Here is a 26,258-nt window from a genome sequence, read left to right as displayed (position 1 = left end):
AAAATCAATAAAAAATAAGGCGCCACAACCAGCTTGAATTTAGATAATCTTCACACCCTTTCAATTGCTGTCCATAGGTTTTAGCTCGACTATCAACTTTATTTGCAACACGAACTAGCCATTGTTTCTTACGGTAAGTTTTACGCTTATAACCACCCCACCCCTCATGGTAGTTTAAATACTGATTTTTAGCGTCCCATTTCGATACTTTATTGATTTTATTTGTTTTATTTGTAAACCACCCCATAAAATCAATAGCGTCATCGTAATCGTCCCTGTCGGCCCAACTATTTCCAGTCTCTTTTATATATTCATCCCATGTACCAGTTTTAGCCTGAGAATAACCATACGCACTGCTCGCCCGCCCAATAGGAATAAATCCGAGAAAATACTCCATTGGAGGCGCAGCATCGGCTCTAAAGGAGCTCTCTTGATACATCATAGACATGATGACATTCACCGGGGTTCCCCACTTGTCCTGCATATCACTAGCTGCATCCCACCAATCTGGTCGTTCTTCAAAAATTTCGCAAATGTTATTTACATTTTTTGGCGGGGGTCGTGCAACCGTAAAGAAGCAAGCTAAAAAAATTGTGGCTATAATTTTTGTGAACATAATGAAGTCTCCCTATATAACGTTTATGAATTTTCTCTCATAAACTTTCATTACCTTTAACCTTAGTTTAACTATTTTAAACCTATTGGCACTTAATAATCCGCTTTTTATTTTTTACCGACTCGTAACGCTCAGACCTATTACTTTAAATTCAACATTGTCGTTATTTACGATTCTATCGCTTTAACGTCGTGCTTAAGCTTTTTTATGCCCAGGGGTTCGAACTTACTGCGACACATAAGTCAAATCTGTCGTTTTGCGTTTAATTTAAATATTAACGATTGATCTTTTACATCAGAAACAAGACAAAATCTCACCTAATTAAACTAGTTTGCAAATTATTTGAACTTTTTAAAATTAGCCTGTCTAACCTTATAGTTTCAAGTTTTATTCCCTGAAAGTTGTTGTTTTATTTACGAGCATTTATTAGTGCTCGTTTTTTTGCTTAATATTCGCGTTTATTAGTAAATAGTAAGTCGTTGAGAAAATAATTTCGATTTTTTTGAACTAAATTCACATAGCGTGTCTAACTGTACAGTTGTTAAGTTTTATTCCCTGAAAGTTGTTGTTTTATTCACGAGCATTTTTTAATGCTCGTTTTTTTGCCTAAAATTTAAATTTCTTAAAAACCTCAACTTCACTTCTTAACGCCCCATTTAAAAACTCTATATTTAATTCGAATTTTATTGAACTAAATGCAATGAGTGTGTCTAACTGTATAGTTATTAAGTTTTATTCCCTGAAAGTTGTTGTTTTATTCGCGAGCATTTTTTAATGCTCGCTTTTTTTGCCTAACATTTAAGGTCGGAATAAGCAGCGAAAATACGGCTCCTGACCGCCTAAAAATAAAGTTTTAAATTTAATTCTCGTTTTATTGAACTAATTCCAATTGCTGTGTCTAACTGTATAGTTGTTAAGTTTTATTCCCTGAAAGTTGTTGTTTTATTCGCGAGCATTTTTTAATGCTCGCTTTTTTTGCCTAACATTTGAGGTCGGAATAAGCAGCGAAAATACAGCTCCTGACCGCCTAAAAATAAAGCTTTAAATTTATTTCTCATTTTATTGAACTAAATCCAATTGCTGTGTCTAACTGTATAGTTGTTAAGTTTTATTCCCTGAAAGTTGTTGTTTTATTCGCGAGCATTTTTTAATGCTCGCTTTTTTTGTTCAAAATTTGTAGATCACGCAAGGTATTGGTAAACGCCGATAGACGAAGGGTTGAAAAATTAATTTGGGTTTATTTGAACTAAATTGAATTAGCCTGTCTAACTTTATAGTTGTTAAGTTTTATTCCCTGAAAGTTGTTGTTTTATTCGCGAGCGTTTTTTAATGCTCGCTTTTTTTGTTCAAAATTTGTAGATCACACAGGGGTTATTGGTAAATGCCGATAGACGATGGATTGAAAAATTAATTTGGGTTTATTTGAACTAAATTGAATTAGCCTGTCTAACTTTATAGTTATTAAGTTTTATTCCCTGAAAGTTGTTGTTTTATTCGCGAGCATTTTTTAATGCTCGCTTTTTTTGTCTAAATTTAACTTCCATCGTTTTGTAGGTTAATACGTTCAGCTAATTTTTGAGCTAACATTTTTACACGGCCTATAGTTCAAAAAAGCCATTGTGCGGCGTATCAATTTTAAACGACACCAGATCCGCATTTACTTCTTTATACCAACCGCCTAATAGCCACTTTTGTAAGTATCGGTAAGCCGTTGATTTTAGTAGAACCAACGAACCGTCATATTTAGACAATCGATAACCCTTCATCGCTTTAACTTGCATAAACAATCCCTTATCTCTAAGTGTATTGCCCAATTGAGTCGAAATAAATCGTCGATGCCGCCCTCCGTTTTCACCCAACATCTTCATTATAAGACGCCACGCCATGAGTCCGAGTTTTGGCATACGGAGCAATATTGTATCGACAATAAATAACTCATTTACTTTAATATTATCTTTTTGAAGTAACTTTGCTGTTTCTAGCGCTGCGAGTCCCCCGACCGAAAACCCTGCAATATAGACTTCAGATTCGCCACGTTGCTTTATTTTATTTGCATAAAGTGTCGCTAATTCTTTTATTTCAATGCTTGTTTGATTTCTGGAGGTTGCAACATATGCAGATCGCAGACACCATACATCTCCTTGGCAAGCGCTTTAAATCGCAGCATATCGCCGTTACCGGACGCACAAATATACATACTCACTTTACGAGTTGTATCACCAAGGCTGACCAACAACTGCGGTAAATTTAATTCGGCTTCGACGCACTCGGCTAATGACGATACGGTTGCGTTTTCAACCAACTGATGCAAAGACAGCCTTTTTCCTAGTAGCTTTTCTATTTCGTGGAGGGTAATTACAGCAGATAATGAATCGCCGCCACTTTCAAAGAAGTTATCAAGTACCGTTAAATTAGGTTGTTCTAGCGCGTTTTTCCAGATTTTTAATATCGACTTTTCCAACCGACCTACCGGTTCACGGGCAGCTGACTTTTCGATCACATGACCGCTATTTATTAATTTAGGGTAGTCAATTTTACCGTTTGGTGTGTACGGCATTTGATCTAAAATGTGGATCCGATTTGGTAACATGTAGTCTGGTAAGATCCCAGATAACTTAGACCGATACGCTTCAGGTTGTGCTTCTGATCCTATAACGACCCAACTGTGAATTTGAGATTTAGATCCTTGCCCTACCAATTTTGCGGCTGCGGCCTTCACACCATAAGCAAATGCAGCAGGCTATTCTCGATCTCATTTAACTCGATACGATAACCGCGAAGTTTTATCTGTCTGTCATTGCGACCACTAAAATGCAGTACCCCATCAGTATCTAACCAGCCGCTGTCACCTGTATCATAAAGCGGATGGCTCGAAATAGAATCAACTGTAATGAACTTATCCGCGTTACTGTCATCTTGACGAAGATAACCATCGCTCAGTGTCAGTCCACCAATAAACACCCGCCCCACGACACCATAGGGCATTAAAGCATGTTGTTCATCTAGTATATAAAGCTGAACGTCGGTAAGTGCGGCGCCGACTGGCATCGCTTTATGATTGTCATCGTTTAATTTAACTTGCCAACTCGAGGCAAAAATAGTTGCCTCGGTCGGGCCGTAGACATTATATAAAATGGCATTTGTTTGTTTGATAAAACGAACTGCAATTTCCTTTGACAAAATTTCGCCACCACAACAACAAACTCGTAATTTCAGTTTATCTGGTTGTTTAATGCCATCTAAGAAACGCGTTAATGTAGAGGGAACAAACGCCATCATTGTCGCGTTAAATTGAACCAAATATGCCGGTAAAGCTTCAGGTAATAGCCTGCCCGGCGGTGGAAAGGCCACACTGCCGCCCCGTATTATTGGCGTTAACAATTCGATTAATGCAGGATCAAAATTAACTTGAGTCGCATTGAGAGACCTATCAGTGGAAGTTATGCTCCATTTTTCGCATATCCACGACAATCGTAGCGATAATGCTCTATGACTTACGGCTACCCCTTTCGGTTTTCCTGTTGTACCAGATGTAAACAACACATAAGCGCATAAATCCGGTTCAACGGTTATATCGGCCAGTTGAGCTGTGGATGCTTTTTCTTTTAAAAGTGAACCAACATTTATTGTAATTTGTGTACCGTCTAACGCCTTAAAACGACTATCAATATTGTTGTTTACCAATAAGCATTTAGACTGGCTTTCACTTAATATCAATTCCAAACGGGTGATGGGTATTTCAACGTCATTAGGCAAAAACGCTGCGCCAATTTGAGTAATGGCTAACTGCGCGATGAGAACCTCTGCGCCTTTGTCCAGAACAAAAGCGACGATATCGCCTTTGCCGACCCCATTTGCCAATAATTGCAGCGCTAACTGATTAGAGCAATGCAGCAGTTCTGAGTAAGTCAGTTTTACCTCTGCTGAAATACAGGCGTTGGATTTTGGATGTAATAATGCACGTTGTTCAAATTGCTTCACAAAAGGCAATACTGCCTGAGGGTTTTCAGCCAGACTTATACCTGCCGTCAATTGTCTGGTGCGCTCGGCTGATGAACAAATATCAAGTGAACTCACTGGCATATTAAAGTCATTAATGACTTGCTCGGCCAAGTAGATAAGTCGATTGCCAATCAAATTGGTTTCAGGTGCTGTGAAGTACTGCTCGTTACCCTCTAAAACAATTTCAGCATCGTCTCCATCCAGAAAGTCACATACCGAGATTGCTAATGGATAGCGACTAAACCCGGCGAATGTTTGATTTGTCGCACCGACTTTAGCATCACCGTATTGACTCGCAAACTCAAATTCTTCGTATGAAAATATGACGTCAAATAAACGATCTCGCCCCTGCTTTATCGCTTTTAATCGTTTAAATTGCTCACTCAAAGGATATTTTGCATGCCGGTAAGCTTGCTTTAGAAATTTCGATATTTTTTCTACGACGGTTGCTGGTGTATCGTCCTGCTCTAGCGTGACCTTTATCGGTATAACCCCAACAAACATGCCGAGGGTATTCTTAAACTTGTTTCCCCACGATTGAGACTTGGAACGCCAATTATAAACTCACTACGGTTTTGACTTTTAAATATATAAATCGCCAACAGCGCCAAAAACCCATGAAAAATAGTATGTTTATTGGCAGTACATAAGGTTTTTAACTGGTCTATTAGTGCTCGTTGAATTTTGCAGTTTTCGACATAGGCCCGAGACACTCCGGAAATGATAGGCGCATTGTACCGAGCTTCAAATACCGGCTCAGGAAGTTGCGGTATTGCTAAGTTCCAATAATCGACATCTTTTTGAAATTGCTTACCTGACTTATAACTATTCGAGTCGACAATAAAGTCTTGATAGTCTCGGCTTTCCGCAATCAATGAGGGGTCATTTGTTAATAATGAAGTGTAATGTTGCCCAAGCTTTTGCACTGCATTAGATAAACTCCAGCCATCCATAGCAATGTGCAAACTCTGAATTACCACATAATGTAATTGAGGGGTGGCAGTCACCAAAGCAAAACGTATTGTTGGCTGCTTGCCTATTTCAAACGGCTCCGACATCCATCGTTGTTGCCATAACGTTGCTAAATCTTCACCATTTGGTTGATCTGTAAAATTTTTAATGACTAGCGGATAACGGTAAGTATCGAGTAATATTTGATTGCCTTCACTTGTCGGCACAAGCCTCAATGCATCTTCCGCTGCCGTTAAATTGTCTAACGCTTGCTGAAATAAAGCGGCATCAATTTCTCCTACAATCCGAGAGAAACCACCAATATTTAGATGACAACTATTTGACCAAGCTAAAATCTCAGTCCATATGTCTTTTTGACTTAGTGATAAGGGAATAGTTGCCATTGCCGTCCTTGCTATATGTTTACTGAATACTCGATTTAATCACGTTTATTTGTTGCATCGCATATTCATACCCAACTTCAATTATCTCTTCAGCTTTTTTATAGTCCATTATGCTGAAGTTACTTAACGGCGGCTCAAAATAAATGTCCGCTGCATGTTTTGTCTGCTGACGCTGAGCCAACCCACCGATATGTGCGACTTGCATGAGAATATCAACTATGCCCGGTAAGTTATCATGGGCTTTTTCAAAATGAGATTTAAGCTTATTCCATGAGGATAAATCCGTGACATTTTTATTAACTTCAAACGCATCTTTAACATCAACATCAATAGCAATTACCGCACCATTGCCTCGACGACGCTCAAGTGGCGTCGATAGACGTTGACGCATTGCTTGCACTGGTACATTTTCAAGTATTGCACCGTCCACCAATAATTGCCCATCAACCACTACTGGCGGAAACAACCCGGCTGGTGAATTACTTGCCAATACCGCTTGCCAAAGTGGCCCTTCTTCAAGTACCAAGGTTTCTGCTGTTGTTAAATTACACGCGGCTGCAAAATAAGGCGTCCAAATTCTTTGAATATCTAAATTGCCTAGGGCTTCTTGAAACGCACCTTTTAGGTTTTTATTCGACATAAGTGCGACAAGTGGGAAAGTAAGTTTCATTCCCCCTTTGAATACCTCAATATTTCTTTATGGATAGACTCTCGAGGCATTCCCGAAACATAACAAGCACCAATAAGTGCTCCCATACTGTTGCCGCCAATGAGATCAATGGGGATATTTGACTCTTCAAATGCTCGTAATACACCTAAATGAGCAAAACCACGTGCGCCCCCGCCACCTAAAACAACACCGATGGCTTTGCCAAGTAAAAATCGAACTAACCGCCCAAAGTCATCACTACTTGCCAATTTAATTGGGTAGACACGCTCGGTTTTTCGTTCTTTATTCCACTCAGCCCGGTCACCACAACTCACTTCAGATTCTGGATAAACTAGCGCTAAATGACTACGGATCAGGGCTATATCAAAACGTGATCGAATTGACTCTTCTAATTTTGTTAATGACGAACTTTTGGTGCCGTCGGCGACAAATATTACCTGATCAGCATGTTCAAACGTTTCATTTAATTGTTCATCAAGATTTAATTCACCCTGATAAATTATATAATCGAAATCCGCTTCTAATTTATCAAGATTAAGGTAACCGTCATCGCCAACTGTGCGTTCAGCATCAATTAAACTAACGGGCACAACCTCGGTTGAACCATACTTGGTCAAGTTCAACTTCATTTGAGAAGTGAATACCGACATATCTACCGTTTCGTGGATTGGGATTAAGAAAAAGCTTTGTGCTCTGCGACGTTCTGCGACTCTACGGTCATGTCTGAGATGACGATAAATAGCCTGAGAAAACGCTCTGTTTAACTCCGATGGATGTTTCGCTATAAGTTCTTCATAGGCTTTATCAGAAAGGACTGCAAGTTGCGACTCCCGCATAGACGTAATGTCTGCCGTTCTCGCTTGGCGTAAAATCATTCCCGTTTCGCCAACACAATCACCTATAGCAAAACTTCGTTGTATAACAAACGTTGGCCATTTTTATCGGTTCGAGAAACCCTGAGACGACCACTAACCAAAATAAACATTGAATCAGATTCAGCGCCTTCCCGAATAACTTCTGCACCGCCGGCAACCGTAATAACTTCAAGCGCTTCCGCAAGTCCGATCATGGCACCTTCTGACAGTTGATTAAAGTCAGAGCTCGCTTTTAGCAACTCAATTAAATATTCCGTTGATACGTTCATTTTCTGTTCAAATTATTACTTTAAGTTCCAATCTATAAGTTAAGAATCATACCAGTAAAAGTAAAAACAAACACAATGTAAAATAAAGTTAAAACAACTTTTAGATAATTTAAGCGGATATTATGACAAAAATGTGAGGTTTAGCGACGATATAAGAGCAAATGTAGAAGGTTTGGATAAAAAGATAGGGCGCCCTTAATCAGAGTGCCCTAAATAGAGTGCCTAATATTTATTGAGGCTCTACATTTTGGTTTATTTGCCCAAAAATAGATTGACCCGATTTATCGAACATTTCAATTTGGATGTTATCGCCAAACTGCATAAATGGAGTTGTTGGTGAACCATTTTGGATTGTTTCAATCATTCGAATCTCAGCAATACAACTATAACCAACACCACCTTCAGCAACTGGTTTACTAGGGCCGTCATTTAATTTATTAGAAACCGTACCCGAACCAATTACCGTACCGGCGCACAGCGGTCGTGTTTTAGCGGCGTGCGCCACTAACTGCCCAAAATGGAATGTCATATCAATTCCAGCTTCAGGCTTGCCAAATAGTGTGCCGTTGTAATGTGACATTAAAGGCAATGATAACTTTCCACCTTGCCACGCGTCACCTAACATATCAGGCGTTACACACACAGGGCTAAATGCGCTGCTTGGTTTAGACTGGAAAAAACCAAACCCTTTTGCAAGCTCTCCTGGAATAAGTCCACGTAATGAAACGTCATTTACAATCATAATAAGTTTAATATGTTGTAATGCATCTTCTGGGTTAACCCCCATAGGTACGTCATTTGTTATTACTGCGACTTCTGCTTCAAAATCAACACCAAACCCGTCAGTTTGAGGCATTACAATATTGTCACGCGGTGCTAAAAAGCTATCAGATCCGCCTTGATACATCAGTGGATCAGTCCAAAACGTGGCTGGCATTTCAGCATTTCGAGCCTTGCGAACTAACTCCACATGATTGACATAAGCACTGCCATCGGCCCATTGATAAGCCCGAGGAAGTGGCGATTCGCATTTTGTTTGATCAAAATCTTCTGCCTCTACTTGGCCGTTTTCCAGTTGCTGAAAACGAACTTTAAGTTGTGGTTCAATTTCTTGCCATTGGTCTAGTGCTGCTTGCATGGTCGGCGCGATGTCTGTTACACGCGTCATTTTAGTGAGTGCCGAATTAACAACAACTAATTGACCATCACGACCTGACTTTAAACTTGCTAATTTCATCTTATTTCCCCGGAAAATCTTCACCCGAATGCAGCCAAGCTGCATGCTGAGGTGCTTTTTTGTTTTGTCCCACTCGTCTAACATCGCAGGCGCTACGCGCTTTAACTCTTCCAGCATACCTTGGTTTAGCAGTATTTGCTGCAAGTTCAATTCGATGCCCGTTAGGATCAAAAAGTATATTGATTTAAAAATAGTATGATCTGTTGGACCTAAAACACTGATCCCCGCATCTTCTAATCGAGTTTTCGCTTCAGTTAATTCATCTATTGTATCGACTTCAAATGCAATGTGTTGAACCCAAAGTGGCGTATTATTATCGCGGTCCATATCAGGAGCATTAGGTATTTCAAAAAATGCCAATACGTTGCCCTGTCCTGCATCAAGAAAGACGTGCATGTACGGATCTGGCTCTTTAGTTGACGGCACTTCATCTTCAGCAATCGCTAACATGAATTCCATGTCCAAAAGGTCACGGTAAAACGCTACCGTTTCTTTCGCATTTTTACAGCGATATGCAACGTGATGTATTCGATTAATTTTCATAACCACTCCTAACGACGACTATTTGTCGTCGCCTATAATGCCACGGGCCATTTGATCACGTTCGATTGATTCAAACAATGCTTTGAAGTTTCCTTCACCAAATCCATCATCTTCTTTACGCTGTATAAACTCAAAAAATACCGGACCAAGCGTTGCTTCAGAGAATATTTGTAACAATAAACGAGGTGTTTCACCTTCGGTTGTTCCGTCTAACAAAATACCACGAGCTTGTAATTCATCTACAGGTTCGCCGTGTCCGGTTAAACGCTCTTCCAACATGTCGTAATAGGTGCTTGGTGGTGCGGTCATAAACTTAACACCGTTAGCTTTTAAGCGATCCCAACATGCCAATAAATCATCGCAGGAGAAGGCAATATGCTGAATACCTTCACCATTATATTGCATCAAAAACTCTTCGATTTGACCGCCGCCACCAGCCGCTTCCTCATTTAACGGAATACGAATTTTGCCGTCTGGTGCTGTCATTGCTTTTGACAACAATCCGGTATATTCGCCTTTAATGTCAAAATAACGAATTTCACGAAAGTTAAATAGGCTTTCATAATATTTAGCCCAATAATCCATACGGCCACGGTAAACATTATGGGTTAAATGGTCCAACGTGTGGAAGCCGCATCCTTCAGGATGACGGTCAACGCCTTCAATCCAATTGAAGTCGATGTCATAAATTGTATTACTGCCTTGATAACGGTCTATTAGATATAAGTTCGCACCACCGATGCCTTTAATCGCTGGTAAACGCAATTCCATAGGACCCGTTTCAACTTTAACGGGTTGGGCACCACGTTTTTGAACTTCAGCATAAGCTAGCTGTGCATCTTTAACTCGAAACGCTAGGCCACAAGCAGATGGACCATGTTCTTCAGCATAATAAAAGGCGTGGCTGTTTTTTTCGTAGTTAGTAATAAAATTAATATCACCTTGACGCCACAGTTCAACGTCTTTTGATTTATGTCGCGCAACTAAGGTAAAGCCCATCACTTCAAAAGCAGCTTCTAATATACCTTTTTCAGGGGCACAGAATTCTACATATTCAAAGCCATCTAACCCAATTGGATTTTCAAATAAATCTGCCACCGCATTTTCCTCATTTCAGCTTACGCTATTGATTATTAACTATAGTAAGAATTACTACTTTATTTTGCGCCATCATACCCAGCTAACACTTCTTTCCAAAGCCTTTAAAAATAAGGGCTACAGCGAATTGGGAAAGTATTGTTTACATCAATGAAGTGGCGGTTTGATTGGCTTACAGGGGATGTTTTACGGGGTGTATAGAATTAGATACAGCAATAAAACAAGAGCTTGTGTTTTTATCGCGAAGTGAGCAGAACCTAAAGTGCAAATACAAAAAGCCAGCTTACGCTGGCTCAATTTTAATATGAGAATAACTTAGGCAAATTGCGGTACAATGTCGCCAATTGCTTCTGGCTTTTTGTCACCAAAGGTTACGTATTCCCAACAATCTTGATTTTTCATCAATTCTACTAAGACCTTGTTGTTCAAGTCATGTCCTGACTTAAATGCCACAAATTCTGCCAACAATGGTTTGCTTCCCATATATAGGTCGCCAACAGCGTCTAGAATTTTGTGCTTAACAAATTCATCTTCGTAACGTAATCCATCTGGGTTTAATACCCTAAACTCGTCCAATACAATTGCATTGTCCATGTTGCCGCCAAGGGCTAAATTATTGTTACGTAAATATTCGATGTCACGCATAAAACCAAATGTACGTGCACGACTTATTTGTTTTAAAAACGATTCAGCAGTGATATCTAAAGAGACACGTTGTTTAGACTGAGAAATAATTGGGTGGTTAAACTCAATTTCAAAATCAATTTTAAACCCGTCATATGGACGTAATTCAGCCCATTTGTCGTCAATCTCTACGCGAACCGGTTTCGTGATCTTTATATAGCGACGTAATGCGTCTTGCTCGATTATTTCAGCTTGCTGTAACAAATAGATAAATGGTAGCGAGCTGCCATCCATAATTGGGATCTCAGCTGCATCCACCTCTACAATCAAGTTATCGATTGCTAAGCTAGCAAGCGCCGCCATCAAATGTTCTGTCGTAGACAAACGTTGACCGTCGGCATTAATCAAACACGTACACATCTGTGTATCGCCAACAAGCTCTGGGCTTGACGGAAATTCAGCAATAGGCGACAAGTCCACACGTCGAAATACAATACCTGTATTTTCGGCTGCTGGACGAAGAGTAAGGGTGACCTTCTCGCCTTTGTGCAATCCAATCCCAGTAGTTGTAATCTGTGATTTGATAGTGCGTTGTTTAATCATTTAAGCTGTTTTCTCTCTATTTGTATATCAATCATAAAAAGCGGCAGACATTTTACTACATATCAGACCAGCTAACAAGTGATTATTTTTTAGTCAGCCTGTTTTCTCAAAAATGCAGGAATATCGAAGTAGTTTTCTTCTTCCTTTTTCTCTTCAGCTTCAATCAACGGTTGTTGTTCTGGCTGAACATGAGAACGTGGTTGTCTTGCCGCAGAAGAACCGCCCATTGAACCCATAGTCCCCGTCGCAGTCGCTGCTGATGGCGTTGCTGGAACAAGAGAAATATCCGCACGTTTGTCACCGCCGATGCCTGTAGCAACTACAGTAACTCGCAATTCGTCCTGCATATCCATATCAATAACAGTACCAATTACTACCGTCGCATTTTCAGAGGCAAATGCTTTAACTGTATTACCGATGGTATCGAACTCTTCAATTGTTAAGTCCATACCTGCAGTAACATTAACCAAAATACCTTTAGCGCCTGCCAAGTCGATGTCTTCTAATAGTGGAGAAGAAATCGCAGCTTCCGCCGCTTCTTGTGCACGGTCAGAACCAGACGATGCGCCAGTTCCCATCATTGCATTGCCCATTTCAGACATCACCGTTTTTACGTCGGCGAAGTCAACGTTAATCAAACCAGAACGGGTGATTAACTCAGCAATACCTTGAACCGCACCAAGTAATACATTATTTGCTTCTTTAAAAGCGTCAAGTAAGCTGGTTTTAGGACCAAGTACTTTTAATAATTTATCGTTTGGAACTGTAATCAAAGAATCAACAGAATTCGCTAATTGTGCAATACCTTGTTCGGCATAGCTCAAACGCTTTTTGCCTTCAAAGTTAAACGGTTTAGTTACAACAGCAACCGTTAAAATGCCTAGCTCTTTTGCAATTTCAGCAACAACTGGAGCTGCACCTGTACCTGTACCGCCGCCCATTCCGGCTGCGATAAAGATCATGTCTGCACCTTGCATTGCGGCAGAAATTGTTTCTCTGTCTTCGATAGCTGCCTGACGTCCAATTTCTGGATTCGCCCCAGCACCTAACCCTTTAGTTACTTCTGAACCTAATTGTAAAGTCGTACCCGCTTCTGATTTACGTAATGCTTGAGCATCCGTATTCGCAGCAATAAACTCTACACCTTCAATCGAAGCGCTCACCATGTGATCAACAGCGTTACCGCCACCACCACCTACACCAAATACCTTGATGACAGCTTCTTCGTTATGATCGTCCATCAACTCAAACATTGTCATACTCTCCGTCTAAAAACCTTTTAAAATTCACCTTTGAACCAACTTGCAATTCTCTGCCACCAATTCTGTTGTTTTTCTTCATCATTGCCTTGCTGTTTTTCCATACCGTATAACAACAAACCAACTGCTGTGGCGTAACTGGGGTCTTGCACGTATTCTGTTAGTCCTTTTACACCGACTGGGGTGCCAACTCGAACAGGCATTTGAAATACCAGCTCTGCATATTCTACGGCGCCCGTCATTTTTGCGGTGCCACCTGTTAGTACTATGCCAGCTGCAATTTGATCTTCCAAACCTGATTTTCGAATTTCATCTAAAATCAATTCATATATCTCTTGATAGCGAGGCTCAATTACCTCAGCTAACGTGTGTCGTGACATAATTCGCGCAGGGCGGCCTCCGACACTCGGTACTTCTATATTGTCTTCGGCACTGGCTAAATTACTGTAAGCCGCACCATATTTAACTTTTATATCTTCCGCATGACTTATAGGCGTACGGAAAATTTTAGCTATGTCGTTGGTTACCTGATTACCTGCAATAGGTAATACAGCTGAGTGACGGATGGCCCCATTTGCATAAATAGCAATGTCCAGCGTACCGCCGCCCATATCAACAACACATACACCAAGCTCCTTTTCGTCTTCTGTTAAAACAGAATAACTGGAGGCCAGTGCACTAAAAATCAATTGGTCTTCTTTAAGTTCGCAACGTTCTACACATTTAACGATGTTTTTTGCCATGTCATTGGCACACGTCACTATGTGAACTTTTGCTTCCATTCGAACGCCTGACATACCCACTGGGCTTTTAATTCCCTCTTGCATATCAACCGAAAACTCTTGAGGTAAAACATGTAACATTTTACGCTCTGCGGCCATTGGTACTGCTTTGGCTGCATGAATAACATTTTCTACATCTTCGTTTGTCACTTCAGCGTCGTGAATTGGCACCATGCCACTCTCATTCTGACATGAAATATGTTTACCGCTTATCGCTAAGTAAACCGAAGAAATACGGCAATCCGCCATTAATTCTGCTTCGTTAATCGCGCTTTGTACCGAACCAATGACTAGATTTAAATCGTTTACGCCGCCTTTATCCATTCCATGACTGGTATGGTGACCAACACCAACAATACTAATTTGTTGGTCTGGTGTAATTTCGCCGACGACCGCCACCACTTTAGATGTGCCAACATCAAGTCCAACGATTAGATTTCTTTCAACGGCTTTTGCACCTATAGGTTCATATTTTATATTACGCACTTAACTTTCATTATTATGTTTATCTCGCCACGCTACCGCTAGACCTATGTCGTAACGTAAATCAACGCGCGCGATGTCCTTGTCGCCATACTCAGATAAAATAGGGTACAAATCAACAAATCGTTGTACTCTTTTCATCTTATCTGAGCGGCCTAAATTTAAATGTATGCCGACTTCTAGCCAGAGTTGCCAAGCATATCGCTCCGACAACACCGCTTCTTTAATTTTAAACTTATGCAGGTCAAGTAAATGCTGCATTTTAACGTACCCTTTAAGTACGTCCTTTTCATTTCCTTCCGGTCCAAATAGGCGCGGTAGAGACTCATCCACTGCAACTCCGTCGGCATAAAACACATCGCCAAACTTATTGAGTAATAAGTCGTTATTCCAAACACCAAATACATCTTGTTCTACAACAAAGACATGTATTTTTGCGGCCATTCTTTACGAATTGATGCGGCATAAACCCAAGGGTTTTCTTCTATTTGGCCACGTAACCAATCAACATCAAGCGTGAAAAAGCTACCATCTAATTTTTGCTGAATTCCAGACGTTAACTCGTCTCTATCAATATAAATAAAGTCGCCGTGAATAACGACTTCATTAATCGGCGCATCGTTTTTATCCTGAGCCCAATTCAGCAGTCCATTATACCCCCATATCAGTAATAAAATAACCGTTAAAAAGAAAACAATTCCAACTATAAAACTGGATTGTTTGATCTTTTGTACGGCTTCACTACTCATGCAAGTGTTCCGCGCAAAATATTGACTACTAATTGTTCAAAACTAATGCCTTCGGCTTTTGCCGCTTTTGGCACTAGAGACGTAGTTGTCATCCCTAGGACGGTATTTACCTCTAACAATTTAGGCTGTTCATTAGCGTCAATTAACAAATCAACTCGCCCCCACCCCTTACAGCCAAGTAACGCAAATGCTTCAACGGCAAGATGCTTTATTTTATCGGTTAATTCTTGAGCTAGTGGTGCTGGACATAAGTATACCGTTGAATCACTTTTATATTTAGCGTCGTAATCATAAAACTGGTGTGGAGTTCTCATTTCAATAATGGGTAAGGCCTCGCCATTTAATATCGAAACAGTGACTTCTTGGCCCGTGATCCATTGTTCTATGAGCACTTCATGATCGTATTGGTACGCATTTTCCAAAGCTTTTTCTAATTCTTCCGCCGAATTAGCCTGAGACATGCCGATACTCGACCCCTCATTAGCAGGTTTTACCATTACTTTATCACCGAGTGACTTCATAATGGCCTCAGCATCAAAAGGTTTGCCTTCAGTGGCAACAGCAAACGGGGCCGTAGATAAATTGGCACCTACAAATAAATATTTACTTCTAACTTTATCCATCGCCAATGCGGAGCCTTGCTGGCCACTACCGGTATACGGTATGCCAAACAAATCGAGTGCGCCTTGCAAACTGCCGTCTTCGCCTCCGCGACCATGTAAAACGATAAATACTCGGTCGAATTCACCGGCAATTAAATCGGTTATAGGCTGATCTTTTGGATCAAACTTATGGGCATCTATCCCTTGAGAAACCAACGCATTTAGTACCGCTTGACCAGAGTTCAACGACACTTCACGCTCTGCTGATTTGCCGCCAAACATCACGGCGACTTTACCAAATTGTTGAGATAACGTACTGCTCATCTTAATTTGCCTCCGCCATTAAGGAGATATCCATCTTATAATCGGTCAACGTTTTAATAATCGAGTTAATGTTGCCAGCACCTTGTGTAATAACAATATCACCGTCTTGGATAATGTTTGCCAATTCAGCTGGAATATCTTCAGGCAGCGCCACATAAATCGGATCGACTAGGTTTCGTTGGCGAATTGAATGCGCCAAACTGCGTCCGTCGGCACCGTTAATCGGCTTTTCACCCGCCGGGTAAACTTCTAACAATAATAAACAGTCTACCTGCGACAATACTCTTGTAAAATCGTCATATAAATCACGCGTACGACTGTATCTATGTGGTTGATAACACATTACGATCCGCTGTTCAGGCCATGCGGCACGAACCGCTTTAATGGTCGCCAAAACTTCAGTTGGATGATGGCCATAGTCATCCATCAATCTCACTTTGCCATTACCGGTTTCAAATTCACCATATTGTTGAAAACGACGGCCAATGCCTTCAAATTTTTCCAAGGCTTGAATAATATGTTGATTATCTATGCCTTCTTCATGTGCAACTGCAATCGCTGCTGTCGCATTTAACGCGTTATGAACCCTACAGGTAAGTTCAGGGTTAACTCAAACGATGTTTGATTGTGGCTTACAGTAAAATGGCTCTGCGTGCCCTTTTGAACAAAGTTAGTGATCACATAATCATTCGAATCTTCAAAACCATAGGTCACAACTCGGCGACCTAAGGTCGGAATAAGCTCACGAATAACAGGGTCATCACCACACATTGTCGCTAAACCATAAAACGGTAAATTATGTAAAAATTCAACGTAGGTTTTTTTCATTACCTCAAAGTCACCGTCATAGGTTTCCATATGATCGGCTTCGATGTTAGTTACAACCGATATCATTGGCTGTAAATGCAAAAATGACGCGTCACTCTCGTCCGCTTCCGCAATTAAATAACGACTTTTTCCTAGTCGTGCATTGGTCCCTGCACTATTTAACAAACCACCGATGATAAACGTTGGATCTAATTCCGCTTCGGCAAAAATACTGGCAACTAAACTTGTTGTGGTCGTTTTACCATGTGTGCCCGCGACTGCGATACCAAAGCGAAATCGCATAAGTTCAGCTAACATTTCTGCTCGGCGAACAATAGGAATACGGTGCTCTCGTGCAGACATGATTTCGACATTGTTTTCATCTATCGCACTAGAAACAACGACAACACTAGCGTCTAACACATTTTCAGCACGGTGCCCGATGTAAATTTTTGCACCTAATCGAGTCAATCGCTCGCATACGACATTTTGATTTATATCTGAACCAGTGACTTGGTAACCATCATTTAATAATACTTCCGCAATGCCACCCATACCCGCACCACCGATGCCGATAAAATGAATTGCCTGTAACTTTCTCATCGCTGGATTTACGATATTATCTTGAATACTCAATTGCTTATTTCCAATTTTTGACACAAAGAATACAACTCTTGCGTTGCGTCATTACGTGCAACCTTGTTTGCACGACTTTGCATTTCATTAATTTTATTTGGGTTAAGGGCAAGTTCAGTCAACACAGAAGTTAACTTGCCTAAATTTGCCTGAGGCACTAGTAACCCTGCGCTCTGCTCTACTAACCACATTGCATTAGCGGTCTGATGATCGTCTACCGCATGTGGCAATGGCACAAAAATTCCGGCATTTCCCGACGCCGCGAGTTCCGACACAGTCAATGCGCCTGCTCTGCATACTACCAAATCACACCAACTAAGTGCACTAGTCATATCGTGAATAAATTCATCTACCTCGACATGTAATTGACCATCATCCATTGCCAACTGCGTATAGCCTGCTAGCACTGTAGTTTTGTTGTCTTTACCGCACTGATGTCGAATTTCGACACTATGTGCTTGCGCAAATTTGCCAAATAGTGCGGGCAATTCCTCGTTAAATACTTTTGCGCCTAAGCTACCGCCTATCACTAAGATCCGAAAATGACTTTCCGGCGTTAGGGTCCGCTTTGGTAATTTACCTAACTCAACGATTTCGTGTCGAACAGGATTACCAATCACTTCTGCATTAGGTAATTTAGTCCCGCCTGAAAGTTCAAACGCCAGACAGGTATGGGCTGAAAATTTACTTAGCCATTTATTGGTCATGCCCAAAACTGCATTTTGTTCATGCACAATTAGCGGAATATTTAAGGCTTTCACCGCCAATCCACCGGGGCCTGAAGCATAACCCCCAAAACCAATTACAACATCTGGCTTCATGTTACTAATGATCTTTTTAGCTTGTAAAAACGCTTTTAAAATCGAAAAAGGAAAACCTAATTTTCGCAGCAAACCATTGCCACGCAGGCCCTTAATTTCGATAAAATGGATAGGAATATTATGTTTTGGAACTAGGTCGGCTTCCAGTCTGTCTGCCGTTCCCATCCATTCCACATTCCAACCATGTTGAATTAACTTTTCAGCTAACGCCAGCCCAGGAAAATATGGCCACCGGTACCACCAGCCATTATCAAAGCGGTTTTAGACTTCATTAGCCGCACCTTTTTCTGTCGAACTGGAGTTCCGTTCGTGTATGCGTAATTCGTAATCAATTCGCACGACAACTGCCGTGGCGACGGCAAACACAATAAGGCTACTACCACCGTAGGAAATAAATGGTAAAGTCAGTCCCTTAGTAGGCAACATACCCGCGCTTGCGCCGATATTTACAAACACTTGAAACGCAATCCAAATACCTATTGCATAGGCAAAAAATCCTTCAAAGTGATGTTCTTTTTCCATCGCGATTTGACCAATTTTTAGAATTCTTAAAACCAATAAGCCCATAACTAAGACGACAATGCTCAGACCAATAAAACCAAGTTCTTCAGCGATAACGGCCGCAATAAAGTCTGTATGTGCCTCTGGTAGGTAATCTAATTTTTGAATACTGTTACCTAAGCCCAAACCAAACCAATTGCCTCGACCATATGCCATCAAAGACTGTGTTAGCTGATAGCCGCTACCGAATGGGTCGTCCCAAGGTGCGAGAAACGACGTGACCCTGCGCATCCGATAGGGCTCTAGAATAATTAAGCTTATAACGGCAAATGCGCCGACACCTATCAAAGCAAAAAATTGCCAAAGTTTTGCGCCTGCTAAAAATAATAAAGCAACTGTCGTGACAAACATCACGATTACTGTGCCTAAATCAGGCTGCATTAATAACAATACTGCGAGAACAAAAAAGATGACTAAGGGTTTAGCAAAACCAAATACATTTTCTCTAAGTTGTTCATGTTGTCTTACCAAATAACCCGCTAAAAACTAAAGAAAAACAACTTCGCGACTTCCGCGGCTTGTAGGTTAAATATGCCCAATGGCAACCAACGCCGACTACCATTAACGGTTGAACCTACAGCTAATACGGCTATCAACAACACTAGAGCAACAAACAGCAATGCCATATTGTATTTTTTCCACCAACTCATTGGGAAAAACATCACGGCCAACATCGCAACAGACGCGATAACAATAAATACTGCATGTTTAATGGAAATATAAAATTCGTTTACATAAAGCTTTTCCGAAACAGGCATTGACGCTGAGGTCACCATTACCCAACCAAAACACATCAAACTCAAAACCAAAAATAGCAAATGGCGGTCGTACATAGGTTCAACCATTGCTTCAGGTTCTTTATTTCGTGCAGTTAAGCTAACTAAGCCAAATCCGATACGACTCATTTTACTGTCTCAATTCCTTTACTAGAGATTGAAACATCAAACCGCGTTGCTGATAATTTTTAAACATATCAATACTGGCACACGCGGGTGACAATAAAACGCAATCACCACTAACAGAGACTTTACCTGCTTGTTCCACCGCCTGTTTAAGATCATCTACAATACTCAATTTTTCGGCTGGTACAAATGATTCAAATTGCTGTTTGTCCTTGCCTAACGCCACCACAAATTTCACATCACGGTCTATTGCATCAGCAAGTTCAGCTAAGTCTGCACCTTTCGCATCGCCGCCTGCGATTAAGATAATATTTTTGTCATTCGCTAAACCATTTAATGCAGCTAAGGTCGACGCTACATTTGTCGCTTTGGAATCATCAATATAACGAACACCATTAGCGTCTAGGGTCAACTGGCATCTATGAGGTAATCCTGCAAAAGATTTAAATACCGCTAATGTAGAATCTAGTTCAACATCGACCCCAATTGCCTGTGCCATCGCCAGTACCACTAAACCATTCAGGCCATTGTGATTCCCACTAATATTAAAATCGTCTAAACATGCGATCTGGCGACCATTTTTAAGTAACAATTTATTTGTAACATCATACTGCCAACAAGTTTGTTCACAGCATTCATCAAGAGAACCAAATGAAACGACATTATCATGGCTGATAAGGGGTTTTGTTTGAAAGTCATCTTGATTGTAAATACAAAGATCGGCATGTCGATAGATCTTGTTTTTGGCTTTACTGTAGTCTTCAAAGGAATCATATCTGTCCATATGATCCTCTGACACATTAAGCACAACGGCTGCCGCGCATTCTAAGCTTTGCACCGACTCTAACTGAAAACTTGACAGTTCTATAACAAAAACATCGACGTCTTTATCAATGACATCGAGTACCGGAACGCCATAATTTCCGCAGGCAGCGGCTTTAATTCCCAACCCGTTTAACGCATGTTCCAACCAACCAACCGCAGTGGATTTACCGTTAGAACCAGTAATCGCTAAAACAGGTTTAGTATTAATTCGCGCAAACAACTCAACATCACAAAATACGTTCTCGTTGTGTCTTAAAGCATTAGCTAATGCTGGTGTTTTTAGCGTGATCCCTGAGCTAACAATGACATAAGTGTAATCTAAAAATTCGTTGTCACTGAATACGCCAAAAGACTGTTTTAATGATTTGTACTTTTCTTCAATTGCATCTTTATTTGGTGGTGTAATTCGCGAATCGAATAGGTCTGGTGAGATCCCATTACGAAGCAAGTAGTCCACTGTAGAAATGCCAGACAAACCAAGTCCAACAACGGCAACTTTACCGTTTTTCATATCTTTAAGCGTATCGAACATTGAATTCATGGTTTGGCCTTAACGGATCTTTAAGGTCGCAATACCGACCAAAACTAACACGAGAGAAATGATCCAAAAACGAACAATAACCCTAGGTTCAGGCCAACCACTTAGTTCGTAATGATGATGAATAGGAGCCATTTTAAACACCCGTTCACCACGTAATTTGTAAGAACCCACTTGTAAAATCACCGACAACGTTTCAACTACAAAGACACCACCCATAATGATTAGAACAAGTTCTTGTCGAACCAAAATAGCAATAATCCCCAGCGCGCCACCCAATGCCAACGACCCAACATCGCCCATAAAGACTTGAGCTGGATACGTATTAAACCAAAGAAAGCCTAGTCCTGCGCCGACGATAGCGGTACATACCACAGTTAATTCGTCAGCTAATGGCAGGTATGGAATATGTAAATAGGCTGAAAAGTTCACATTACTCGTTACATACGCAAACAAGGCTAATGCCCCCGCAACCATAATAGTAGGCACAATTGCCAACCCATCTAAACCGTCAGTGAGGTTAACCGCATTACTTGTACCAACAACCGTAAAGTAAACAACGGCTAAATACATCAAACCTAATTGCGGCATAACGTCTTTGAAAAATGGCACTAACAATTGAGTTTCTTCAGGTTGTTGCGCTGTACTATAGAGATAAACTGCAACTCCAATCGCAATCACCGACTGCCAAAAATATTTCCATTTGGCGATAAGGCCAGCACTGTCTTTGCGGATCACTTTTCGGTAATCGTCTATAAAGCCTATGGTGCCGTAACCTGCAACGACTGCCATAACAACCCACACGTATTTGTTGGTGAGATCTGCCCACAATAAAGTAGAGACAATAATGGACGCCAGAATTAGAATCCCGCCCATAGTCGGTGTTCCGGCTTTGGAAAAATGGCTCTCAGGGCCATCATTGCGAACGGTTTGACCAATCTGCATTTGTTGTAATTTTCTGATCAATTTAGGACCAAAATAAAGTGACAAACACATTGCTGTCAAAACACTAAGAATTGCCCGTAACGTAAGATACGAAAAGACATTAAAGCCACTATGAAATTGAGTTAAATACTCTGCCAGCCAAACTAACATGATGCTGTACCTTTACTGTTTTTGTTATTATTTTTATCGTTGTCATCATTAACGCTGAATTCGATTTGCTTGATTAACTCCTCAACCACCAATTCCATTTTGGCACTGCGTGAGCCTTTAACTAATACGACTACTGGCTGTTTATTGACTTCGTTACCCGCGCTGGCTATAACCAAGTGAATATCTTTAATCAACTGTGCCTTGGGAAGAATAATGTGCTCCATTACGTTCAAACTCAGTCGATGTGTTTTGGCTTAACACACCAAAACTAAACAGTTTATCTATGCCTTGTTGAACGCCATAAACCCCAACTTCTTGATGCAGTCGCCTTGCATCTGCACCAAGTTCTGCCATATCACCGAGGACTAAAATTCGTAAACCTTGATAACTTTGCAACAGATCTATTGCTGCTTTAACCGATTGCACATTGGCATTATACGTATCGTCTATGATCAAAACCTGATCATTTACCGGGTGTAAATTGACGCGCCCCTTAACCGACTGTGCTGCATTTAATCCAGCGGCGATTTGCTGCAATGTCGCCCCAATTTGATAACAAGCGGCGGCAGCGGCTAGTGCATTCGCCACATTATGTTTACCCGGTACATTGAGGGTTATCGCTAACTTGTGTTGTTCGAAATGCATGACAAATTTGGCACAGCCACGTTCATCTAATGTAATATCCGACGCAGAAAATTGATTTTCCTCGGCCGTTTCGTCATTCGCATTAAATTCAACCACTTGCCCTGGAGTTTGAGCAAACTGCTGTTCTAACTTGCTTAACCATTGTGAACGATAATCTGAATGACGATCAAAAACAGCAGTTCCGCCTGATTTAAGCCCCTCAAATATTTCACTTTTAGCGGTTGCAACCCCGTTCAAATCTCCAAAGCCTTCTAGGTGAGCTTCAGCAACATTATTGAGTATTGCGACATCTGGCGAGGCCAATCTTGTGGTATATGCGATTTCACCTAAATGATTCGCGCCTAATTCCACAACTGCAAATTGGTGCTTTGGCTCAAGTCTAAGCAAAGTCAATGGCACACCAATTTCATTGTTAAAATTACCGGCGGTCGCGAGTACTTCACCTTTTTGCTTTAGAATCTCTGCGCACATTTCCTTCACAGAGGTTTTACCCACACTACCTGTAATCGCAATAGTTTTTGCGTTAACGGTTTTGGCGACAGCGGCCCCCAAAAGACCTAATGCACGTAGCGTATTTGGGACCACAATTTGAGGTAAATCCACTGTAGTATCTGATTGTTCAACAACCGCTGCAATCGCCCCTTTAGCTTTGACTTCAGCAATAAACTTATGGGCATCAAAATTAGGGCCATTCAGCGCCAAAAATACTTCGCCACTTACAATGTTGCGGCTATCCGTGGTGATACCAACCACCTGTTGTTCCATATCAACAGTTCGTCCTGCTGATCCGTGGTTCTCAAATGGGCGATTTAATACGTCAGAAACCCATTTCAACGTTGCGGCTATCATAAACCCGCCTTTATTTTTTCTAATTCCAAACGAATATCTTTACCATCCGCAAGTGCTTGCAATATTTGATTGGTAAATGCTCTTTCATCGTATTCATGGGACACAGGTCCAATGATTTGATAAGTCTCGTGGCCTTTGCCTGCGATTAAAATTGTGTCTTCTGCTTTGGCCCGCAATAACGTATCGACGATGGCCTCTTTTCGATCGTAGATCACTTTATGTTGGCCGGTTAAACCGGTAAGTATGTCAGCGACAATACGTTCCTGCGATTCAGTTCTTGGATTGTCATTGGTAACTATGACATGATCAGATAAACGTTCCGCAATTTCGGCCATGACCCGTCGTTTGCTTCGATCTCTGTCTCCACCACAACCAAATATCGTGTATATTTCGCCAGAACAATGTTGCCTTAACGACTGAATCGACTGCTCTAAAGCGTCTGGTGTATGGGCGTAATCTACGACCGCAATAGGAAGCTTTGGTTGCACATACATTTCCAATCGCCCCGAACCGACTTGAGAAAACTAAAATGGGTCGCTTGAACTGACCAACCCAATAAAATCGAAGTGGCAAATACTGCTGCGATATTAAAACCATTAAATTCACCAAAGATTGGTAATTGCAGTTCGATAAAATCTCTATGCCCACCAATCTGCCAATCGAGCGACAAAATGATGCCCTGAGCATGACATTCAGAATCAACAATATGAACATAATCTGAATATGCTTTAACTTGTTTTGAGCGACCTACAGCCACTGCTAACGCATACTCAGGTAACATATCCAACAATCGCTGACCAAACTCATCATCAATATTAATCACGGCACGTTTAGTGGCATATTCAGTGAATAACTTAGCTTTAGCAGCAAAGTATTGTTCCATTGAACCGTGATAGTCCAAATGATCTAATGTTAGATTGGTAAAGATCCCGACATCAAAGGAAATGCCTTTTACGCGACTTTGGTGTAGCGCGTGAGAAGAAACTTCCATCGCGACGCCACTATAATTTGTCTTAGAGTCTCGACTAAACTGTTGAATAAGTTGATAAACTTCCGTCACACCCGGTGTGGTATTTTCTGCTGGAACCAATTGATCAATACGGCCTGTGCCCATTGTCCCTATTACCGCTAGGTGCTGGGAGTTGGCCAGTTCACTTAATTGCGCGAGGAAATGACTAATTGACGTTTTGCCGTTTGTGCCGGTAATGCCAACGATCGGCATTCTGTTTTGTTCAAACTCATAAAACTCTCTGGCGATTGATGGCAGATTAGTTTCCAAATCTTCAATAACCAACAAAGGTGCCCCTTGAGCACCTCTGTTTTGATAATGAACTTCGTCACAATTGGACGATACCAAAATCAAGCTCGCACCACTGTGAATGGCTTTATCAACGAACCGAGAGCCGTCTGTTAAATAGCCAACTAAGGCAACAAATACGTCACCCGGCTTTAACTTCCGGCTATCTTGCACCATTTGTGCTGTTGCCGGTAATTTGAAGTTGCTTCTGAGCAACTGTTCTTTAATCTGTGCCCAATTAGTTAACATTGCTCGAGCCTCGTTTTATTTCGGCTAACTGGATTTGTTGGTCGGCAGCATCCGGTGGCACATTAAGTAACCTGAGGGTTTGCTGCATGATTTTACCAAACGTTGGTGCTGCGGTTTCGCCACCGTAATAATAATCCCCTTTTGGATCATTAATAACGACAACTGTGACAATACGAGGATTTGAAACAGGTCCAATTCCGGCAAATGTATTGACATAATCGTGGCCATAACCACCCGCGGTCGCCTTTTGACTTGTGCCAGTTTTACCGGCTAGTCGATAACCTTTAACAATCGCATTTTTACCCGAACCTTCTGTGCTTATCACGCTTTCCATCATACTCAGTACGTCACGGGCAACGTCTTCTGACACGACTTTATCTGTTGGTTTTGCAAAGTCAGTTTTAACAATCGACAATGGTCTACTTATACCACCAGCGCCAATCGTGGTATACATCCTAGCGAGTTGCGCCGCAGTTACCGATATTCCGTAGCCAAACGACAAACTTGCGATTTCTGAATCAGACCAACGTCGTTGTTCATTAAACAAACCAGCGCTTTCACCTACTAAATCAACTCCGCTTGAGTCCACTAATCCCATTCTGTAAAACAAACTTAAAAATGAATCTTTTGGCGTCGACAACGCAAGTTTGGTTGAACCCACATTTGATGAATATTTCAAAACATCGGCCAAACTTAACATGCCACGGTTTTTAGGATCAGGGATCCGACGGCCACCAATACGCACAAAACCAGGTGAAGTATCGACTAAATCTAACGTCCCGTATGAGCCGTAATCCAAGGCGTTCATTACCGCCAAAGGTTTCATTGTCGACCCCGGTTCAAACGTATCGGTAATGGCTCGATTTCGGTATCGATGAATGGGCACATTAACGCGATTATTAGGATTGAACGATGGGCTGTTCACCATAGCAAGAACTTCCG

General features: G+C 41.2%; 20 protein-coding genes and 6 pseudogenes. All 26 read right to left on the bottom strand.

Annotation, left to right across the window (positions count from 1 at the left end):
* Positions 1–4 precede the first annotated feature (4 nt).
* The 26 genes and pseudogenes from PN838_RS20500 to PN838_RS26640 all read right to left on the bottom strand — a co-directional run bounded on the left by PN838_RS20500 (position 5) and on the right by PN838_RS26640 (position 26,244).
* Complete coding sequence (locus PN838_RS20500) at positions 5–616, bottom strand: transglycosylase SLT domain-containing protein (RefSeq protein ID WP_272181804.1); 612 nt, start codon at positions 614–616, stop codon at positions 5–7.
* 1,598 nt (positions 617–2,214) lie between these two features.
* Positions 2,215–2,700 carry a thioesterase domain-containing protein gene (locus PN838_RS27970; RefSeq protein ID WP_502592203.1) on the bottom strand — a complete coding sequence of 162 codons (486 nt, stop codon included), beginning with the start codon at positions 2,698–2,700 and terminating at the stop codon, positions 2,215–2,217.
* Complete coding sequence (locus tag PN838_RS20490; RefSeq protein ID WP_272181802.1) at positions 2,691–3,335, bottom strand: phosphopantetheine-binding protein; 645 nt, start codon at positions 3,333–3,335, stop codon at positions 2,691–2,693. The genes PN838_RS27970 and PN838_RS20490 overlap by 10 nt, the downstream gene beginning before the upstream one ends.
* On the bottom strand, positions 3,332–4,699 hold the full coding sequence (locus PN838_RS20485; protein ID WP_272182666.1) for an amino acid adenylation domain-containing protein: 1,368 nt from the start codon (positions 4,697–4,699) through the stop codon (positions 3,332–3,334). The genes PN838_RS20490 and PN838_RS20485 overlap by 4 nt, the downstream gene beginning before the upstream one ends.
* 15 nt (positions 4,700–4,714) lie before the next feature.
* Positions 4,715–5,973: pseudogene (locus PN838_RS20480) on the bottom strand (condensation domain-containing protein); the annotation flags it as partial.
* Positions 5,974–5,992: 19 nt separating this feature from the next.
* A complete protein-coding gene (locus PN838_RS20475; RefSeq protein ID WP_272181801.1) occupies positions 5,993–6,643 on the bottom strand; it encodes a patatin-like phospholipase family protein in 651 nt (216 codons plus the stop codon).
* Positions 6,640–7,518 carry a patatin-like phospholipase family protein gene (locus PN838_RS20470; RefSeq protein ID WP_272181800.1) on the bottom strand — a complete coding sequence of 293 codons (879 nt, stop codon included), beginning with the start codon at positions 7,516–7,518 and terminating at the stop codon, positions 6,640–6,642. The genes PN838_RS20475 and PN838_RS20470 overlap by 4 nt, the downstream gene beginning before the upstream one ends.
* Before the next feature lie 23 nt (positions 7,519–7,541).
* Positions 7,542–7,787, bottom strand: a complete 246-nt coding sequence (locus tag PN838_RS20465; protein WP_272181799.1) for a cyclic nucleotide-binding domain-containing protein — start codon at positions 7,785–7,787, stop codon at positions 7,542–7,544.
* Between the two features lie 229 nt (positions 7,788–8,016).
* A complete protein-coding gene (locus tag PN838_RS20460; RefSeq protein WP_272182665.1) occupies positions 8,017–9,024 on the bottom strand; it encodes a fumarylacetoacetate hydrolase family protein in 1,008 nt (335 codons plus the stop codon).
* Positions 9,025–9,252: 228 nt separating this feature from the next.
* Positions 9,253–9,567: pseudogene (locus PN838_RS20455) on the bottom strand (VOC family protein); the annotation flags it as partial.
* A gap of 18 nt (positions 9,568–9,585) precedes the next feature.
* Complete coding sequence (gene hppD / locus PN838_RS20450; protein ID WP_272181798.1) at positions 9,586–10,665, bottom strand: 4-hydroxyphenylpyruvate dioxygenase; 1,080 nt, start codon at positions 10,663–10,665, stop codon at positions 9,586–9,588.
* Between the two features lie 315 nt (positions 10,666–10,980).
* Positions 10,981–11,892, bottom strand: coding sequence for a UDP-3-O-acyl-N-acetylglucosamine deacetylase (gene lpxC, locus PN838_RS20445; RefSeq protein WP_215965387.1), 912 nt, complete (start codon positions 11,890–11,892; stop codon positions 10,981–10,983).
* 89 nt (positions 11,893–11,981) lie between these two features.
* Positions 11,982–13,145 carry a cell division protein FtsZ gene (ftsZ, locus tag PN838_RS20440; protein WP_215965386.1) on the bottom strand — a complete coding sequence of 388 codons (1,164 nt, stop codon included), beginning with the start codon at positions 13,143–13,145 and terminating at the stop codon, positions 11,982–11,984.
* 26 nt (positions 13,146–13,171) lie between these two features.
* Positions 13,172–14,410: a cell division protein FtsA gene (gene ftsA, locus PN838_RS20435; protein WP_272182664.1), complete on the bottom strand. Its 1,239-nt coding sequence runs from the start codon at positions 14,408–14,410 to the stop codon at positions 13,172–13,174.
* A gap of 9 nt (positions 14,411–14,419) precedes the next feature.
* On the bottom strand, positions 14,420–14,860 hold the full coding sequence (locus tag PN838_RS20430; RefSeq protein ID WP_272181797.1) for a cell division protein FtsQ/DivIB: 441 nt from the start codon (positions 14,858–14,860) through the stop codon (positions 14,420–14,422).
* On the bottom strand, positions 14,830–15,165 hold the full coding sequence (locus tag PN838_RS20425; RefSeq protein ID WP_272181796.1) for an FtsQ-type POTRA domain-containing protein: 336 nt from the start codon (positions 15,163–15,165) through the stop codon (positions 14,830–14,832). The genes PN838_RS20430 and PN838_RS20425 overlap by 31 nt, the downstream gene beginning before the upstream one ends.
* Complete coding sequence (locus PN838_RS20420; protein ID WP_272181795.1) at positions 15,162–16,091, bottom strand: D-alanine--D-alanine ligase; 930 nt, start codon at positions 16,089–16,091, stop codon at positions 15,162–15,164. The genes PN838_RS20425 and PN838_RS20420 overlap by 4 nt, the downstream gene beginning before the upstream one ends.
* A 1-nt stretch (position 16,092) precedes the next feature.
* Positions 16,093–17,501 (bottom strand): annotated as a pseudogene (gene murC, locus PN838_RS20415) (UDP-N-acetylmuramate--L-alanine ligase).
* Positions 17,502–17,530: 29 nt separating this feature from the next.
* Positions 17,531–18,627: pseudogene (murG, locus tag PN838_RS20410) on the bottom strand (undecaprenyldiphospho-muramoylpentapeptide beta-N-acetylglucosaminyltransferase).
* Positions 18,617–19,761, bottom strand: a pseudogene (gene ftsW, locus PN838_RS20405) (cell division protein FtsW). The pseudogenes murG and ftsW overlap by 11 nt, the downstream one beginning before the upstream one ends.
* Before the next feature lie 61 nt (positions 19,762–19,822).
* The gene (murD, locus tag PN838_RS20400) at positions 19,823–21,184 is read right to left on the bottom strand and encodes a UDP-N-acetylmuramoyl-L-alanine--D-glutamate ligase (RefSeq protein ID WP_272181794.1); all 1,362 of its coding nucleotides are present in this window, start codon (positions 21,182–21,184) and stop codon (positions 19,823–19,825) included.
* Between the two features lie 9 nt (positions 21,185–21,193).
* Entirely contained in the window at positions 21,194–22,276 is a 1,083-nt protein-coding gene (gene mraY, locus PN838_RS20395) for a phospho-N-acetylmuramoyl-pentapeptide-transferase (RefSeq protein ID WP_272181793.1), read from the bottom strand.
* A pseudogene (locus PN838_RS20385) lies at positions 22,270–23,770 on the bottom strand (UDP-N-acetylmuramoyl-tripeptide--D-alanyl-D-alanine ligase). Before PN838_RS20385 ends, mraY begins: the two are co-directional and overlap by 7 nt.
* Positions 23,767–24,258, bottom strand: a complete 492-nt coding sequence (locus PN838_RS20380; RefSeq protein ID WP_272181790.1) for a glutamate ligase domain-containing protein — start codon at positions 24,256–24,258, stop codon at positions 23,767–23,769. The pseudogene PN838_RS20385 and the gene PN838_RS20380 overlap by 4 nt, the downstream one beginning before the upstream one ends.
* Complete coding sequence (locus tag PN838_RS20375) at positions 24,228–25,316, bottom strand: Mur ligase family protein (RefSeq protein WP_272181789.1); 1,089 nt, start codon at positions 25,314–25,316, stop codon at positions 24,228–24,230. The genes PN838_RS20380 and PN838_RS20375 overlap by 31 nt, the downstream gene beginning before the upstream one ends.
* Positions 25,306–26,244, bottom strand: a complete 939-nt coding sequence (locus PN838_RS26640; protein WP_334313412.1) for a peptidoglycan D,D-transpeptidase FtsI family protein — start codon at positions 26,242–26,244, stop codon at positions 25,306–25,308. Before PN838_RS26640 ends, PN838_RS20375 begins: the two co-directional genes overlap by 11 nt.
* Positions 26,245–26,258 lie beyond the last annotated feature (14 nt).

This window comes from Psychrosphaera algicola (assembly GCF_028401425.1).
Taxonomy (GTDB): domain Bacteria; phylum Pseudomonadota; class Gammaproteobacteria; order Enterobacterales; family Alteromonadaceae; genus Psychrosphaera; species Psychrosphaera algicola.
The sequence above is the reverse complement of the archived record's forward strand: the minus strand, read 5'-3'. Positions and strand labels throughout refer to the sequence as shown.

Excerpts from the sequence above, each read along its gene's own strand:
- PN838_RS20500 (WP_272181804.1), bottom strand. The coding sequence starts at position 616 with ATGTTCACAAAAATTATAGCCACAATTTTTTTAGCTTGCTTCTTTACG.
- PN838_RS20485 (WP_272182666.1), bottom strand. The coding sequence starts at position 4,699 with ATGCCAGTGAGTTCACTTGATATTTGTTCATCAGCCGAGCGCACCAGA.
- PN838_RS20475 (WP_272181801.1), bottom strand. The coding sequence starts at position 6,643 with ATGAAACTTACTTTCCCACTTGTCGCACTTATGTCGAATAAAAACCTA.
- PN838_RS20470 (WP_272181800.1), bottom strand. The coding sequence starts at position 7,518 with ATGATTTTACGCCAAGCGAGAACGGCAGACATTACGTCTATGCGGGAG.
- PN838_RS20465 (WP_272181799.1), bottom strand. The coding sequence starts at position 7,787 with ATGAACGTATCAACGGAATATTTAATTGAGTTGCTAAAAGCGAGCTCT.
- PN838_RS20460 (WP_272182665.1), bottom strand. The coding sequence starts at position 9,024 with ATGAAATTAGCAAGTTTAAAGTCAGGTCGTGATGGTCAATTAGTTGTT.
- lpxC (WP_215965387.1), bottom strand. The coding sequence starts at position 11,892 with ATGATTAAACAACGCACTATCAAATCACAGATTACAACTACTGGGATT.
- ftsZ (WP_215965386.1), bottom strand. The coding sequence starts at position 13,145 with ATGTTTGAGTTGATGGACGATCATAACGAAGAAGCTGTCATCAAGGTA.
- PN838_RS20430 (WP_272181797.1), bottom strand. The coding sequence starts at position 14,860 with ATGGCCGCAAAAATACATGTCTTTGTTGTAGAACAAGATGTATTTGGT.
- PN838_RS20425 (WP_272181796.1), bottom strand. The coding sequence starts at position 15,165 with ATGAGTAGTGAAGCCGTACAAAAGATCAAACAATCCAGTTTTATAGTT.
- PN838_RS20420 (WP_272181795.1), bottom strand. The coding sequence starts at position 16,091 with ATGAGCAGTACGTTATCTCAACAATTTGGTAAAGTCGCCGTGATGTTT.
- murD (WP_272181794.1), bottom strand. The coding sequence starts at position 21,184 with ATGAATTCAATGTTCGATACGCTTAAAGATATGAAAAACGGTAAAGTT.
- mraY (WP_272181793.1), bottom strand. The coding sequence starts at position 22,276 with ATGTTAGTTTGGCTGGCAGAGTATTTAACTCAATTTCATAGTGGCTTT.
- PN838_RS20375 (WP_272181789.1), bottom strand. The coding sequence starts at position 25,316 with ATGTTAACTAATTGGGCACAGATTAAAGAACAGTTGCTCAGAAGCAAC.
- PN838_RS26640 (WP_334313412.1), bottom strand. The coding sequence starts at position 26,244 with ATGGTGAACAGCCCATCGTTCAATCCTAATAATCGCGTTAATGTGCCC.